Below are 16,275 nucleotides of genomic sequence, written 5' to 3' on the forward strand. Positions count from 1 at the left end.
TTTCAATGGCTGATGCAAGAGTACACACATTGAGCCACAAACTTGGGTATAATATTCCCATTCCAATAGTGAGAGTTCATCCATGTTAAGTTACCGTCACAGTTTTCATGCAGGCAACCATGCCGATGTGGTTAAACACATTGTACAAAGCCTTATCCTTAATTCATTAACTCAAAAAGATAAGCCATTTGTTTATCATGACACCCACTCAGGTGTTGGCCGTTACGACTTAACGCATGAATGGTCTGAAAAAACAGGTGAATACAAACAAGGTATCGCACGTATCTGGGATCAAGCGAATCTTCCAGAAGAAATCACCAGCTACCTTGATGCTATCAAAACCTTAAATGACGGCGAAGAGCTGCGTTACTACCCGGGTTCTCCTCGTGTTGGCCGTGCACATTTGCGTCGCCAAGACCGTATGGTACTAACGGAACTTCACCCTTCAGATTACCCACTGCTTGAACAAGAGTTTCATCGTGATCGCCAAGTGTCTATCTATAAAGAAGACGGCTTTGCGCGACTAAAAGCAAGTCTTCCGCCAAAAGAGCGCAGAGGATTAGTCTTAATCGACCCACCTTATGAGCTTGCAAAAGAATATCGCGATGTAGTTACTGCTATTGGCCAAAGTCATAAGCGTTGGGCTACGGGTATTTATGCGATTTGGTATCCTGTTGTAAATCGTCACGATATCGACGATATGATCAACGGATTAAAAAAATTAGATATTCGTAACATTCTGCAAATTGAATTAGGTGTATCACCAGATACCAACGAGCGTGGCATGACAGCATCAGGCATGATCGTGATTAACCCACCTTGGAAACTAGAAAGCCAAATGAACGATATTTTGCCTTTCTTAAAAGAAGCGATTGCACCTGCAACAGGTCACTTCAAAGTAGAGTGGATTGTTCCAGAATAAAAAAAATAAGGGTTCAGGCCGGTCGCAAGTCCCCTCAAAGGATTCAGGAAAAGCAGATAGCATTGCTCAGTTTTATCTCTTTCCTGAAACCTGCAAGCGAAGCGACCTGAAACCTAGTAGACCTTGAAAAAGAAAAATTTGGTCGCATTTCATACATAGTATGTAAAAAGAATTAAAAAAATATTGGAGAGAAAGTAATGACTACGCATTTTGATTATATCTGTATTGGCGGTGGTTCAGGCGGTATCGCATCAGCAAACCGTGCATCAATGTACGGTGCAAAAGTGGCACTGATCGAAGCTCAAGATCTTGGTGGTACATGTGTAAACGTAGGGTGTGTACCTAAAAAAGTGATGTGGCACGGCGCTCAAGTTGCTGAAGCCATTAACCTATACGCTGAAGATTACGGCTTTGATGTAGAGTTAAAAGACTTCAAATGGAACAAGATGATTGAAAGTCGCCAAGCTTACATTGGTCGTATTCATGAATCTTACGATCGCGTACTTGGTAATAACAAAGTAAACGTAATCAAAGGCTTTGCTCGCTTTGTTGAAACAGAAAGCGGTGATGCAAAAACCGTTGAAGTAAACGGTGAGCACTATACTGCGGATCATATTCTTATTGCCGTTGGCGGTCGTCCAACAATTCCAAATATCCCTGGTGCAGAATACGGTATTGATTCAAATGGTTTCTTTGAACTGACTGAACAACCAAAACGTGTTGCGGTTATTGGTGCAGGTTACATTGCTGTAGAAATCGCAGGCGTTCTTCACTCTCTAGGTACAGAAACTCACCTATTCTGCCGTAAAGAATCACCACTGCGTAGCTTTGACCCAATGATCATCGATACGCTAGTTGAAGTAATGAATACCGAAGGCCCAACACTTCATACTCACTCGGTACCAAAAGAAGTAGTTAAAGAAGCAGACGGCAGCCTAACGCTTCACCTAGAAAACGGTAATACACAAAACGTTGATACGCTAATTTGGGCTATCGGTCGTCACCCAGCAACTGATGCTATCAATCTTGATAAAACTGGTGTTGCAACAAACGATCGCGGTTACATCAAAGTAGATGAATACCAAGAAACAAACGTGAAAGGCATCTACTGTGTTGGTGACATCATGGAAGGCGGTATTGAGCTGACTCCTGTAGCGGTTAAAGCAGGTCGTCAACTTTCAGAACGTCTATTCAATGGTAAAACCAATGCAAAAATGGACTACGATTTAGTTCCTACGGTTGTATTTAGCCACCCACCAATTGGTACGATTGGCTTAACAGAACAAGAAGCTGACGAACAATACGGCAAAGATAACGTGAAAGTGTACACATCAGGCTTTACTGCAATGTACACAGCAGTAACTAAGCACCGTCAACCTTGTAAGATGAAGCTAGTCTGTGCGGGCGAAGACGAGAAAGTTGTTGGCCTACACGGTATCGGTTTCACGGTTGATGAAATGATCCAAGGTTTTGCAGTAGCAATGAAGATGGGTGCAACTAAGGCTGATTTCGATGCCGTTGTAGCTATTCACCCAACAGGTTCTGAAGAATTTGTAACGATGCGATAGTCTGATAGTAGACTCGTTATCTATAAAAAACGCCGCCAATTAACCTTGGCGGCGTTTTTGTTTTATTGAATCATGTTTAACTCAATTAAACAGTTAGTGTTATTACTTACCCGATTTTTCTGCGATTTTAGCTTCAACCATTGGTGCTAATTTTTCATAAGGTAAATAACCCGGAAGAAGTTGACCATCGATCAACATAGCAGGCGTTCCTCGCACACCTAAATCCGTAAATAATTGATAGTTCTTCGCTACCATATCTTGAACTTCATCATTCGTTGATACGTACTTTTCCGCATCATTTGCTTTTGCGACCTTCATGATAGAACGCATATTGTGAATTCCCGGCTTACTTAATAAGGTCTCACTGATCTTATTAAATTTCTCAGGCCTTTCTTTCCATACTCTTAATGCAAAGGTTGCCGAGTTAGCCGGATTTGAACCTTCTTTAAGTGGTACATAAATATTTATCACTTTAAGATCATCAGGGTGCTCATCGACCAATTTCATTAATACTGGGTCTAGCTTTTTACACCAAGGGCAACTTAAATCCGTTAATACAACAATGGTTAATTTAGGATCTTTCGCACCAAACCACGGAAGATTTGGGTTGTTGTACATATAATCATGATAATCCGCCAACGTTTTTTCATACTTACCCTGTTGATCAATATACATGGCCAAACTCTCATGAAGGCTATCAATAATGGTAGGGTTGGCTTTAAGCATTTTATTAATATCTTCCACTTTCTCCGATTGAGTCATTGCAGAAGCAAGAGGAGAAAATAAGCATGCCATTACCAGTGTTGTGATTAATTTCGTTTTAAATTTCATTTTTTATTGTCCGTATATATTCGTTTAGATAAGCCATAAGCGAGCAAGTAATCCCATCGGAGTTGTTATCCCCGTGGTGATGTTTTTTATCTCGCCTTTATCAATAATGACGATGGTTGGGGTCACTTGAATGCCCCATTCTCTTGAAATATCGCCACGCGTATCATTCATATTTTTAAAAGTGTAATCGTGAGATCTCATATAACCAGAGACTCTTCTGTCCTCTCCAGAGCTCGTACTCACCCCAACAACTTGATAAGCATCGCTGAACCAATTAATGGTTGGTGTTACGAATCGACACGCTGCACACCACGTCGCCCAGAAATACACCACCACCGGCTTTTCTTGACTCATAGCAATAACATCAATCGCTTCACCTGTTGTGCTTATTCCTGCAAGTGCTGGCGCAGTATTAGCTGGCATATCTTTAGTTCTCCACGCATCAACAGCAAAACTAAAAATAATGATCACCAGAAGGTAAATCAGTGCCTCTTTACCCCAGCGCTTCATTTTTTGTCTTTTCCCCATTACGGTTTATTTCCTGCTTTTTTAATCGCATCCATAACGACTTTTTCATTCAAAATAACCGGAAGTTCGATACCGTTTGGCGCACTTGGGCCATAAACCACATTAAATGGCACTCCAAATCGCCCATGCTCTTGTAGGTAAGAAGTGATTTTTTCACTCGGAACCGTCCAGTCTCCCTGCATAGGTACAACATTGGCGCTGTTTAACTCGCTATAAACCGGCTCTTGAAGCAATACTCCGATTTTGTTCGCCTTACAGGTCACACACCAATCAGCAGTAACATCAACAAAGACCACTTTTCCTTCATCCACATATTGCTGAATAGATTCACTCGATAACGGAACCCATTTAGGCTCTTCAGGCAGTAGATCAGTTGACGTCATGCTGTCTATCACGGTGCCAAAACCAAATGCGATAGCAAATAAGATACTTAACCAGCCTGCCGCTTTCTTACTATGAACTTGAACGGTTCGCAGCAAGATTACGCCACCCGCAATTGCTGCAATGACATAAATCCAAAACTCTGATAGATGGTTAGAAAGTAAGTTCAGCAACCAAATGCTAGTAATGAGCATCATCGCACCAAAGAGATACTTCACCTTACTCATCCATGGGCCAGGTTTAGGTAATGAAAGAGCAATGGATGGGAAGAGGGCAACCAATATCCATGGCAAAGCCATACCAAGCGCTAACGCAGTAAAAATGCCGTACATGGTTGGGATGTTTGTTGCTAAAGCAAAAGCAACCGCAGTACCTAAGAAAGGTGCGGAGCAAGGGGTAGAAAGTAAGGTGGCAAACATACCTTGAATGAAATGACCAAAGTACGAGTTGTTTCCTTTTGATGCGATCCAAGTGTTGGTATTTGAGGATAATCGAATTTCAAACAAGCTCAGCATATTGGCACCAAACAATGCCGTAATAAGCGTCATGACTCCAATAAACCATGCACTCTGAAATTGAATGCCCCACCCAATTGCACTGCCTGATAACTTAAGTACTACTAAGAACGAAGCCAAAAGCCAAAACGAAAAAACAATCCCACTTGCAGAGGCTAAAAACTGCAATTTAATCTGTTTTTTCTCAAGACCTTGAGCTGAAATAACACTGCTTAACTTCATTCCCAACACAGGAAAAACACAAGGCATTACGTTTAGAATCAAACCACCAAATAAAGCAAATAAGATCATTTTCAGAATAGACTGTAATCCATTGCTGCTTGTGATTATCCCATCACGAATACTTGCTGGTTGCTCTGCTATAAACTCACTGTCTTTTAAAGTAACACTGATATTTTCACCAGTTAAATCCGGCGTTCCCATCCAACTACTGACATCAAATGTGGCGGTGATATTATTACCATCTACATCGATCTTCGGGCGAGAAAAATTAGCGTCTTGCATTTCATCTGACGGGCCATCCACCAAAACATCAGGCGTTATCCATCCCATTTTTTTGCTTGCTGTCACCTGAAGCTGCATTTTTGTGGCATCCCACACTGCTTTTACATCACTGATCAGTGCAGACGCTTTTGGAACCTGACTTAACCCTTGGGCGTAAACGTGCATCGCTTCTTTAGAAAGCGTTAAATCGGTAGGAGTGAAGGTAAGTTCGAATGGGTAGTCAGTCAGTACACAAATAGTGGTGCAAGATGACAGGGTGAGATCAGCCTTAAAGGTAACAGGCTTATTGAGATCATCAATGTGAAGTGTCATAGGGAAAATCACACTTCCCTTATACCCTAAGGTTTCAATACCAAGTAGATCGAAGCGTTTCGGATACGGCCAATACCAATCGATACTACGAATATTTTGAGAATCCTCCCAAGTCATGCTCGGGGCAATACCACCTTCTCCAGGGCTTCTCCAATAGGTTTTCCAATCACCGGCTAAGCGAACCTCTAGAAACCCAGCAACGGTTTGATCGACTTTATTGATTTGCCCGGTAAGAACAAAGCGAGTTTCAATCGGAGTGTGATTCTGGTTTTTAAGCCACCCAGTATGTGGGGTTTCGGCTTGAGCAACGGATATAAATGCGCTGCACAACATCGCGAATAGCCCAAATAGGACCATACGTGTTGTCATTACTGATTTTTGCATCTGTGTTTCCTTTAAAAAATAAATATACGTCGAATGTTGTTACAACATTCGATTATTTATTCTCTAAAAACACACAACTTGAGGTGAACCCGCCTTCCTTTATGAAGAATAGGCTCGGTAAATGAAGAGGTATAGCTGAATGATAAACACAACCCAATAACGAGAAGAACCGTGAATATCTGCACAATAAGCGCATGATCGCCAACTTGATGTTGTTCGAAATGGATTAAATGTTCCGATAATTCACACTTATCACCTAACCCATTTTTGTCTTGCTGTGTTTCCGATGCTTGTTGCACAGTATCAGATACTGAGCTATCCAACGGTAAAGAACACGAACTCAATAAACCAATATTATTCGCCGCACAGACAAAGATAACCCAACACACAAGAATGAGGGGCCATCTAAAAAAATCATGTCTGTAAAACGCAGATTTCATCAACTGGTTAACTACAAGAATAAGGAACGAGTGCAGTTAGGACACACGCTCCTTTAAATAGTTTCCTAGTTACCTATTTAAATTTAATGAGCATGGTTATGGTGGTGATGACCACAACCGCATGTTGGTGCTGCAACCACGCTTTGTAATGGATGGAATTCCATTTTTTCTTGCAAAGCATCAGGTGTTAATGAATTTAATAGGTGCATATTCTCGATATTTACCACATTCACATCACCTAGCTCACGTTGTGTTTTTGCTACTTCAATAAACTGACGGCTTAACACTTCAGGTAACGTAAATTCACGAATTGCACACAATAAATTAGTAGCTGTATCTACTGCAATCATAGAAACAGATAAGGTGTTATCTTCAGAAAGAGAGAAATATTCATCCGGAATTGCCGATGAATTAAATTGCATTTCAAAAGCTAAATCACCAAAACTAACAACAAGTAGGCAACCGCCTTTCTCTGATGAAACTAAACCTAATTGAGCGCCGCTTTGACCTAATAATGTTTGTTCATCAGCGGTAATATTGCTAAGTCCAACATACAGTAAATTAGGTAAATCATTACGAAATAATTCAAGCATCGCACCGTCACCCTCTTGAAACGGGTGGTTTTCAAACGTTTGTCCAACTTGAAATTGTGGGGTGTTGTGTTCTGCCATAATCATTACCTTCTTAATCTGTATCTCAATTTATATTGCTAAGTGTAATCCTTATTTGAAAAATGACTATCCTAGTAAAAAGCAAATCACTATTACTTATTTGTAATAATAATCACCATTATTAATTTATTATTAAAAACATCAATAACCTCCATCTACTGAGATCAAAAAATCCATTTAAACTTTCTTAAAATCGAGAATATTCATTCACATTTTGAATATTAACTTATACAGTACGCACAAATTATTTTTATAAATTAACATCGTGCTGCTAGGTACTTCTTCAACACAAATCTTTTATCACTTGTTAGATCTGGATGATGAACAACAACAAAAAGTGCTCGATACACTTAAAGAAAATCAACCAGAAATCCATCAAGAGATCACAGCGTTATTAGGTTCTTCTCCATCAGAGCATTTTTCCGATCTGCTCGGCTTTCACGCGCAACAAACTTGTCATTTTGATTGGGATTTAAGCAATCAAACGATCGATAAGTACCAATTACGTGATGAATTGGGTCGTGGAGGAATGGGGGTTGTTTATTCTGCACATCGAGCAAATGGTACTTTTGAGCAAGAGTTGGCTATTAAGTTTATTCAGCCAAGTTTTAACAACCTACTCGATAAAAGAGCGCTATTTGAAGAAGCCCAACTTTTAGCGCGTTTAAATCACCCTTACATTGCAAAAGTGTTTGATGGCGGTGAGCACCAAAATCTTGTTTATGTCGTAATGGAAAAAGTAATTGGTTCAACACTTAACGATTTTTTAGCTACGCATGAACTATCCAAAACACAAAAATTACATCTATTTAGTCAGGTTTGTAAGGCTCTTGAGCACGCCCATCAACACAATGTGCTTCATGCTGATCTTAAGCCTGAAAACATATTGATTGATAAGCAACACTCTCCCAAATTAATCGACTTTAACCTTACACAAAAAGTAAAAGAGAGCACGATTGAGCCTCAACAAGGCGTGCTTGCCTTTAGTGAGCAATTTGCGAGTCCTGAACAGAAATCTGGTGGGTTTCTTACGCAACAGAGTGATATTTTTTCTCTCGGAAAAATCTTACATTTGCTATTTCCAGTAACAAATGAAAATGATGATATTCACTGTATACAAACAAAAGCGATGCAAGAATCTTTAGATAAGCGCTATCACTCGGTTTTAGAGCTGCGATTAGATATCGAAGCGGTTATCGCTTCTCGTCCAATTAGCTTAAAACAGCATCGCCCATGCTATACATTAACGTGCTTATTAAAACGTAAACCTATTCCTTCATTTTTATGCGCATTATTAATGATTACAGGGATCGCATTTTCAAGTTTATTAGCACTTAAAAATCATCAGTTAGAGCAAGAAAAAATCGTTGCTGAAAACATGATGTATGAAGTAACGCAATTACTGTTTCACTCAAAAGGATCAAGCGTCTCTCAAGCATCGATCAATTCAATGTTAGAGCTTACTCGCCGCCGAATTTTATCTAACCCAGACTTACCAGCACATATAAAACAGCGAATGTTATTGGCCATGATGACGCCGATCCCAACAAAACAGAAATTAACGACTCATCATTTCACTAATAATAATTAAATTCTCGTTTAGAAAAGGACATTCATAATATGAAAAACAAACCGTTTTCAGCCCTTTTATTAATGCTATTTCTAGGTACTCCTTCTGTTGCTCATGCAGAAATAAAAACGGGATATTTCATCGACTCGCCAGTTACCGGTCTTTATTACCAAACAAGCTCACAACTGTCAGGAACAACAAATAAAGGCGCTTTTGAGTATCGAACGGGTGATGTGGTACGTTTTTTCTTAGGTACTGATGAAAATGGTTATCTTATTAGTACATTATCGGGCCAAGAGGTGGTTACCCCAACGTTAGCCACCACTACACCAAGTAAAAGCATTAATTTAACTCGGTTATTGCTCTCTCTTGATAGTTCACCAAACAACCGAGATGAAATCACTCTAGCAAGTAAGATGCTTTCTAACGTGGATTTTCAACAACGACTTAAGCAAATCGATCTCAATGTATTAGACAGTTCTTCTAAAGAGCTAAATATTGATCTTGTTTCAGTAAAAGAAGCTGTTGAGCACTTAAATCTAAGCCAGCAATACATCGAAGATAATTTCACTTCCGATGACATTATTTATGAGCCAGTCAATAAACATCTAAAACACATCATCATTAAGAAAAAAGACTGGCAAGGTCGAATGTGTGCTTACGACATTAAATATCAGCATCACCCAAGATATCGCCCTTCTTTTGGCAATATGGAATACACAGTGACTGATACTCACCTTATCCAATACCCAAGCGCTGGTGATTACTTTAATGGATGCGAATTAGATACCAGTCATCCTGTGATTGCAGACAAAAGCCCTATCTCTGAATTTGAAGGCTTTGGTGGAATGATCGGATGTGCAGCAACAGGTTGCACTCGTAATGATCTTAATGGTTTTACGTTAGACGATTATAACGACGAAGGTGACTGGAAATACCGAACCATTGCGATGAATTTTGATCCAGAAACGGAATTAATGATGGAGAAGATTCAAGGATTAGGCCCTAACGAACACGTACGCCATCAAAATAGAGGTGAACAAATTGCTTTTATTTATCCAATAGATAAAGAAGAAAAAATCCCTTTTGAAGGTATATGGCAACAAACGCAATACCACGGTCAAAAAATCGAAAAACACTGTTTATTAGTCAAGAATCATCAAGTTCTTAAACACCCAAAAACAGGTAAAACCTGCTCAAAAAATGAAGAACAGTACACATTAAATGTGACGAAAGACTATGCCGATATGTGGTGGGTAAACAATAAAGACAACAGTGCTCAACTAGAGCAAATGAACCTATTGGTTCGTTGGTATCTCAATGGAAATCAGGTTCAACATACAACATGGGAGTATTTACCTGCCGGTAGAGATTGGAAGCAAGGGGTACTCTATCGCTATCGACAAACACTTCAACGCCAACCAAATGGTATTGAAACTATGGATACATTTTCTGTCTCTGAATTTAGCAAAATATAACGGAATTAGTCATGAAAACGACAACAGAACTGACACGCATTATTCAAGATTGGCAAGCAGGAAATAAACAAGCTGAAAACCAGTTATATCAATTCGCTTATTTACAACTCAGACATATCGCTCAAGAAGAGCGAAAACGTAACGCTGAAAAATTCGGCCAACATAATGATGTTCTGGCTGACAGTGTAAATAGTACAACCGCTTTGATTCACGACGCTTACCTTAAGCTTTCAAATTCAGAGCTAAGTGATGTAAAAACCAAACGCGATTTCTTTTTAATGGCAACCAAAGTAATGCGTCAAATTTTGATTGATAACGCTCGCTCGCAACAAGCTCAAAAGCGTCAGGCGTTAACCTCAATTCAAGATGATAATGATAAATTTGAACAATTAATCATTATGGATAAAGCACTTGATAACTTTAGTGTTCGCTATCCCCGCCAATCCAATGCCCTAAAATTAAAATATCTTATGGGTATGAAGAACAATGAAATTTGCCAACTTTTAGAATGCAGCTCAAGCCTGATAGAGAAAGATTTAAAATTCTCTCGCAGTTGGCTTCAAACTCGTATGATGTAATTACTAATGAAAAAAAAAGCACTCATTCTATTATCAATAAGTACTATTGCTTTAAGTGGTATCTGGTTACGCTCTGCTATTTCGTCACCATCAGAACACGCCGTGATAGCAGAACCAATTCCATTACCAACAATACAAAACACGCCATCTCGTGAGGCATTTTTATCTAGCTTTCATAAAGAAAAAGTATCATTAAATACCGTATCTAAAAAGGATCGCGATAATGATAAAAATGCAGAGCATTCACAAAAAACAGAGACCAAGAAAGCCTCCTCTAAAGTGAGTGAAGGAAGTGATTTAGGATATAACGCAGATAAGGTACAAAGCCTCCCACAATTGAGCTCAACTCAAAAAGCAGGAAGCGTTGGTAACCAAAAACCCAAAGTGGATAATGACATACAGCAGCAGTTACAGACCATGATGTATGCATGGAATCTAACCCAATCCACACCGGTAAATTATTCATTTAATATCAACGGCCTTTTTTATGATGAAGAGCATGACTTTATCACCACGAGAGTGCGCTTCTCTTATCCTGGACTTTCTTTGATCAATAAAGGAGAGCTAACCTTAGCAGGTTCTCCTATCGAAAGTGATAAACCAATTCAATTCATTATTTCAGCAAAAGATGACTATCATGGAAATGAAGAAAGTGCATGGACTCATGTAAGCTTTGATTTACCCTCGACAGAAGAATCAAACACTAACATTGAACATCCATTAATTGGACATACCCTTTATAGATTAGAAACAACAAATCATTTTGCTGGTCATAATTATGATTATGAAGTTGTTTATTGTGAGGCATTTAAGTTCATTAATAACCTCGCTTATTATGCTACTTCAACCAATAAAAGAACCTGCCCTACCGAGGAATCATTATCCGAAATTGGTACCTACGCTATTGATGACAAACACCTCATTGTAACAAGCAGCTATTCTGCTTTTGATGCAGAGCAACGTTGGAAAATACTGCATTCCTATGAATCTAGTTTTAATAAAGGTGAAAGCCTACTTACTACGATTCATAATGGAAAAGAGTTTGAAACCTATACAATATTAAAAAATAAACGAGCAATGGAGTCTCGTTTAAATGTCGTTACTGGGCAGACCCCTTATCAAATGGAAAAATTTGAATATTTCTTCCCTACAGACAAACAAGGAAACTACATTAAAGGCACAGCGGGAATGTATATGATGGACTCTAGGTTGGTTAATCCAAACTGGTTCGAGCTAGATTCTGATCTCAATATTCATTCGGATACGCATAATATGACGTGTGATTTTGTTGTCGCTTTTTATCAAAGCTCAACCATGGGCGGACAAGGAGCAAGTGGTATAAGTATAACGTCGAGTTCCGTAGCTCCTAACTATATAGATCCATTAGAATGCGAAGAAAGAATTAACCCAAATAATGGTAAACGTTATGCGTATCTTGACTTAGATTACTCAACTTATGATGAGTTTGTTGATGGTGGGATCTATAGTTACATTTTAAAACCCAAACCGGAATATGCTCATTTAGTGGAAGAGTTTAAAGTTAACCTAATCTATCACGCACCAAATTTAAGTTAAAAAAATCATAGTGATAAAACAAAAAAAGAGCGAAATGTGTCACTCTTTTTTTGTTTGGCCTACTATAGGCTAAAAACTCCAAAGTGCCTGTAAACCTGTACTGAATGTATGAGTATCTGCCTCTGGTAAGGTTGCATAACCACTCTTCATTTCACGCTCTGTACAAACCCCATCAACCATGGTGACACACATTTCAACCTGCACCGCTTGCTTGTCTGTCTCAAAACGTTTTTCATAACCTAGCATCGCATACCAACCAAGGTGTAGCCCTTTCATTACTTCGTAACTAATGGTCCCTTCGATTGATGCTCTCATCCCAAAGTCATTAAATGTATTATCTTCAAATTTAGTATTTTGAGTTACGCTATAGACGGGTACACCTAATACAGCGCGTCCACTCACTTTCCATTTCTTATCACTAAACAGTAAGCCATTATCGTAAGCCACACCCAAATCAACAAAAATATCGGTCGAGGTTTCTTCCCATGTGCCATAAAACGCTTTATTGGTGAATCCATTATGGTTTTTCATACCGTAGCGAGTATACGTTTGATAAGTAAGTGCCGGACCACCGATAACTCGCCACTCATCAGTAAGTTTGTAGTGCAGTTGAATGTTGGTCGCCGTTTTTAAATATTCAAACTTATTGGTTTGCATTAATTGACCATAATACTTCCAATCTTCTTGCGCACTTTGAGGAGAAAATGAAGCCAAGGCATCAATAGAAAAATCAAATTTATCGTTAATGTAATACAAGCCACCACTGTTCAAAACAGGGTTTGTGATCGTCACTTTAGATTGCGTTCCACCATAATATTCTTGATACGTTACGTTCTCTAAACCAAACGTAAAGTAAGAATACCCATAGTTTTTATCTCCCTCATGCGCCATTGCAAAACACGGCAATAAACCTAACCAGTATATTTTTTTCATTTTTCGTCCCTAGATGTATTTTTCGGTGCGAAATATGAGTGATTCATTCCAAAAAACCAATAGTACTATTGATAAAAAAATAAAATAAATTTTACGGTTTTTTTCCTATTTTCCGTGTCTTGTTTTGTTTTTTGAACCGGCGTAAAAGTGTCGCACTTTTGAGTTTTACAAATAAATAAACACTTATTGAGGGAAAGGCTACCCTCATCAAAAAGGATTGAGACAGAATGAAAAAGGTAAGTTTATTAGCAGCGTCAGTGGCACTAGCGTTAGTAGGTTGTGGCGGCTCTGATGGTGGTTCAGATACTAATACTGGCACACCTTCAGCTGGCGGTATCATTATTACTGGTTTTGATGGCTACTTTAAGAATGCGGTTGTGTTTGATGATGTAAACAACGATGGTGTTTTAGATGTTAATGTTGATACTGTATTTGGTCTAACTAAAGCCGATGGTAAAATCACTCTACCAAAAGGAACAGAGTTCCAAGGTTCTCTTGCCCTTAAAACGCTAAAACCAGGCGATACTGACAAGGCGCTTGCGGCAAAGCTAGCAGCACTAAGCCCTGCAGCTGATTCTTACTCTGACTTCATGAATACATACACAACAGATATGGATCATGAAGGTCAACCAATGGCAAATGCTGTTGTATTCCGTGCACCTGTTTCTGCTGAAGATAAAACAGCAGTAATTTCTCCACTAACCGATCTTGTTGCTATCGAAATGGCAAAAGGCACGGCTGAAAATCCAGTAAGTGAAGAAGCCGCGATCGCAGCTGTAACAGCAGCCCTTGGCGGTACAGATGAACAGCCTATTGACCTATTCTCTGATTTCGTAAAAGATTCAAAGACAAATTTAGAAAGCGCTAAGCTACACAAAACAGCACAAATCCTGACAGAATCAAAAGCAAAAAACCCTGTGGCTTATGAGCAAAATTCAGCAGAGATTGCTGCTGTTGCTCAAGAAGAGTCTGAAAAGATTGTAACTGATGAAACAATGGGTTCAGATGATTTATTAAATCAGAAGCCTGTCATTAACCCTTCAGCACCAACAGCTCCTGTTGTCTCGAACTACAAATTATTAGTAAACGAAGATGCTAAAATTGCCATTCAAAAAGAAATTAGTGCATTAGCTATCACTGAAGGTCAATCTCTAGATACCACAATTACTATTCCTGCAAACCTATTCCAAGACAAGTACGACAATACACAAACTAACGTACAAGCAGTAGTTGAAATTAATGGTGAAGGTGAAATTACAGCTAATTTAGTAGGTGAAACACTGACATTATCAGCTAATAACCTACAACCTACTCAAGATATCTACACCATCACGTTAAAAGCCGAAGATAAAGCAACAGCAAACTCTGAAGTATTAAATACACTAAGCACAACGTTCTCATTTAAAGTTGAGCTACAAAACTCAGCACCAGTTGTAGATACGGACACCCAAACGAACATCCAAACTCTTGTTGATTCTTGGAAAATGCAACAAGGTGCTGCATTTTCACAAACATTCTCTGTTGATGGCTTATTCAGTGACCGTGAGGGTGATGCTTTAACTTATACAACTAACATCAACTCTGTTGTACCAGGTCTAACTTCTAAGTTTAATAAAAACACTAGTGAAATGACCATTTCGGGTACACCTCAACCTAAGAATTTAGGTGAATTAGCATTTACTATTATTGCTGATGACGGTCACCCTGCTACTCGACTTGCTTCTACTCCTGCAAGCTTTACATTACCAGCGATTGAAGCAGGTGAAATCGCCATCGATACAAATGTTAAAGCAGAATTACAAGAAAAAACAACGACATGGCAATTAAAAGTTGGCACTGCATTTAACCAAACACTAAATATCAGTGAACTATTTGATTCAGCTGTAAATGGTGACGTTCAATATTATGCTAATTATGCAGAACACGACAACGCACCAGCATCAAATCCAATTAATGGCGTTAACGTAACAGTTGATCAAAGTGGTTTAGTTACATTAGTAGGTACTCCAACTCAAGTAACTAATGGGGTTGTTCTATACCTAGCTCAAGGCATCAATTTCTCTGGTGGCGAAGACAATGACATTGAATCAGAAATGGTATTACTGAATCTACCAAATGTTCAGCCTGCAGATGAAACACTACCACCAGTAGAGCCTGAACTAGGTTTCACTGAAACACATTTCAACACAAATAAAGTGTGGAAAATGGGTAGCTTTGCAGATCGTGACGGCGAAATTGGCCATGCAATGCTTTTGAACAATGGTCAAAATCTGCAATTCTGTTGGGGCTCTCAAGATGGAGCAGATCAACAATACGCTTCAAATATTAGTCGTTGGGATCAAAGTGCATACACTACACTTGCTCGACTAGACACGTTACCAAACTACGCAGATTATGCACAACGAGATTGTTGGGACGTACAACTTAAAGATGGCAAGTTGTACGATAATGCAGACGCAGGTGAAATCTACGTATATGAAATGCTTTACCAAAACAAAACAGCGAATGGTGATTACCAAATCATCTTAAAAATCAATGGTGATGAACTGTTTTGGATGGATTCGACAGATGCACCATTTGCACAATCTCTTTCTGTTAGCGATAAAGTAGCTGATGGTAAAATCGAATTTGATATGACGGTTGAAAGTGAAACCCTTGCTGACGAAAGTACAAAACTATACTACGCAGCAGGTAAGTTTGAATACGCTAGTGCAGCATACGAATACACATCAATCATGCCAGAAGGTTTCTACACTCCAGGTGAACTTGAAATCGACGAAACAGGTGAGCATGAAATGTTGATTCTTAAGGAAACTGGTGATCAATCGGATTACAAAACACGTTACCGCTATGTAAACCACAACTTTGGTGATTTCTATGTTGGTATTAAGTGGAGTGAAGATTCTTACGGAACATCTTCACCAGATTTCGGTCTGTATTCTTACTCTCAAGAAGCAATGGAAAAAGTGGTAAGCCAATTACCTTTACTCGCTGACTAATCTAATCCATTACAACGAATCAAGCTCCGCAATCGCGGGGCTTTTTTATTTTCCATTTCCACTTCCCTCCCAACATCCAATTAAAA

Annotated in this window: 13 protein-coding genes; 7 read left to right on the forward strand and 6 right to left on the reverse strand. The window is 39.0% G+C overall.

Features of this window, described 5'->3' with window-relative positions:
* Positions 1–82 precede the first annotated feature (82 nt).
* A complete protein-coding gene (locus GNP81_RS16745; RefSeq protein WP_011262845.1) occupies positions 83–922 on the forward strand; it encodes a 23S rRNA (adenine(2030)-N(6))-methyltransferase RlmJ in 840 nt (279 codons plus the stop codon).
* Between the two features lie 197 nt (positions 923–1,119).
* Positions 1,120–2,490 carry a glutathione-disulfide reductase gene (gene gorA, locus GNP81_RS16750; RefSeq protein WP_155675015.1) on the forward strand — a complete coding sequence of 457 codons (1,371 nt, stop codon included), beginning with the start codon at positions 1,120–1,122 and terminating at the stop codon, positions 2,488–2,490.
* A gap of 102 nt (positions 2,491–2,592) precedes the next feature.
* Here the strand turns inward: gorA and GNP81_RS16755 are convergent, their stop codons facing one another.
* The 5 genes from GNP81_RS16755 to GNP81_RS16775 all read right to left on the reverse strand — a co-directional run bounded on the left by GNP81_RS16755 (position 2,593) and on the right by GNP81_RS16775 (position 7,056).
* Entirely contained in the window at positions 2,593–3,321 is a 729-nt protein-coding gene (locus GNP81_RS16755) for a DsbA family protein (protein ID WP_155675016.1), read from the reverse strand.
* A 24-nt stretch (positions 3,322–3,345) separates the two neighbouring features.
* Positions 3,346–3,849, reverse strand: a complete 504-nt coding sequence (locus tag GNP81_RS16760; protein WP_196587449.1) for a protein disulfide oxidoreductase — start codon at positions 3,847–3,849, stop codon at positions 3,346–3,348.
* Positions 3,849–5,945: a protein-disulfide reductase DsbD family protein gene (locus GNP81_RS16765; RefSeq protein ID WP_155675017.1), complete on the reverse strand. Its 2,097-nt coding sequence runs from the start codon at positions 5,943–5,945 to the stop codon at positions 3,849–3,851. Before GNP81_RS16765 ends, GNP81_RS16760 begins: the two co-directional genes overlap by 1 nt.
* 56 nt (positions 5,946–6,001) lie before the next feature.
* A complete protein-coding gene (locus GNP81_RS16770; protein WP_233932612.1) occupies positions 6,002–6,334 on the reverse strand; it encodes a copper resistance protein in 333 nt (110 codons plus the stop codon).
* Positions 6,335–6,468: 134 nt separating this feature from the next.
* A complete protein-coding gene (locus tag GNP81_RS16775; RefSeq protein ID WP_155675018.1) occupies positions 6,469–7,056 on the reverse strand; it encodes a hypothetical protein in 588 nt (195 codons plus the stop codon).
* A 265-nt stretch (positions 7,057–7,321) separates the two neighbouring features.
* Between GNP81_RS16775 and GNP81_RS16780 the strand changes: the two genes are divergently transcribed.
* From GNP81_RS16780 to GNP81_RS16795, 4 genes are read left to right on the forward strand one after another with little or no spacing between them, the layout of a single operon-like run.
* The gene (locus GNP81_RS16780) at positions 7,322–8,647 is read left to right on the forward strand and encodes a serine/threonine protein kinase (protein ID WP_336495501.1); all 1,326 of its coding nucleotides are present in this window, start codon (positions 7,322–7,324) and stop codon (positions 8,645–8,647) included.
* 29 nt (positions 8,648–8,676) lie between these two features.
* Complete coding sequence (locus GNP81_RS16785) at positions 8,677–10,104, forward strand: chromosome partitioning protein ParA (protein WP_155675019.1); 1,428 nt, start codon at positions 8,677–8,679, stop codon at positions 10,102–10,104.
* Between the two features lie 11 nt (positions 10,105–10,115).
* Entirely contained in the window at positions 10,116–10,682 is a 567-nt protein-coding gene (locus GNP81_RS16790; RefSeq protein ID WP_054775880.1) for an ECF-type sigma factor, read from the forward strand.
* Positions 10,683–10,688: 6 nt separating this feature from the next.
* Complete coding sequence (locus GNP81_RS16795; protein ID WP_155675020.1) at positions 10,689–12,257, forward strand: hypothetical protein; 1,569 nt, start codon at positions 10,689–10,691, stop codon at positions 12,255–12,257.
* Positions 12,258–12,326: 69 nt separating this feature from the next.
* Here GNP81_RS16795 and GNP81_RS16800 read toward each other — a convergent pair whose 3' ends face one another.
* Positions 12,327–13,190, reverse strand: coding sequence for a hypothetical protein (locus tag GNP81_RS16800; RefSeq protein WP_155675021.1), 864 nt, complete (start codon positions 13,188–13,190; stop codon positions 12,327–12,329).
* A gap of 227 nt (positions 13,191–13,417) precedes the next feature.
* Between GNP81_RS16800 and GNP81_RS16805 the strand changes: the two genes are divergently transcribed.
* The gene (locus GNP81_RS16805; RefSeq protein ID WP_155675022.1) at positions 13,418–16,189 is read left to right on the forward strand and encodes a hypothetical protein; all 2,772 of its coding nucleotides are present in this window, start codon (positions 13,418–13,420) and stop codon (positions 16,187–16,189) included.
* Positions 16,190–16,275 lie beyond the last annotated feature (86 nt).

The organism is Aliivibrio fischeri (genome assembly GCF_009727955.1).
Classification (GTDB): domain Bacteria; phylum Pseudomonadota; class Gammaproteobacteria; order Enterobacterales; family Vibrionaceae; genus Aliivibrio; species Aliivibrio fischeri_A.

Bases quoted from the DNA above. Each gene is read 5' to 3' on its own strand.
- GNP81_RS16800 (WP_155675021.1), bottom strand. From the start codon at position 13,190: ATGAAAAAAATATACTGGTTAGGTTTATTGCCGTGTTTTGCAATGGCG.
- GNP81_RS16760 (WP_196587449.1), bottom strand. From the start codon at position 3,849: ATGGGGAAAAGACAAAAAATGAAGCGCTGGGGTAAAGAGGCACTGATT.
- GNP81_RS16805 (WP_155675022.1), top strand. From the start codon at position 13,418: ATGAAAAAGGTAAGTTTATTAGCAGCGTCAGTGGCACTAGCGTTAGTA.
- GNP81_RS16785 (WP_155675019.1), top strand. From the start codon at position 8,677: ATGAAAAACAAACCGTTTTCAGCCCTTTTATTAATGCTATTTCTAGGT.
- GNP81_RS16790 (WP_054775880.1), top strand. From the start codon at position 10,116: ATGAAAACGACAACAGAACTGACACGCATTATTCAAGATTGGCAAGCA.
- GNP81_RS16795 (WP_155675020.1), top strand. From the start codon at position 10,689: ATGAAAAAAAAAGCACTCATTCTATTATCAATAAGTACTATTGCTTTA.
- GNP81_RS16755 (WP_155675016.1), bottom strand. From the start codon at position 3,321: ATGAAATTTAAAACGAAATTAATCACAACACTGGTAATGGCATGCTTA.
- GNP81_RS16745 (WP_011262845.1), top strand. From the start codon at position 83: ATGTTAAGTTACCGTCACAGTTTTCATGCAGGCAACCATGCCGATGTG.
- GNP81_RS16765 (WP_155675017.1), bottom strand. From the start codon at position 5,945: ATGCAAAAATCAGTAATGACAACACGTATGGTCCTATTTGGGCTATTC.
- GNP81_RS16775 (WP_155675018.1), bottom strand. From the start codon at position 7,056: ATGGCAGAACACAACACCCCACAATTTCAAGTTGGACAAACGTTTGAA.
- gorA (WP_155675015.1), top strand. From the start codon at position 1,120: ATGACTACGCATTTTGATTATATCTGTATTGGCGGTGGTTCAGGCGGT.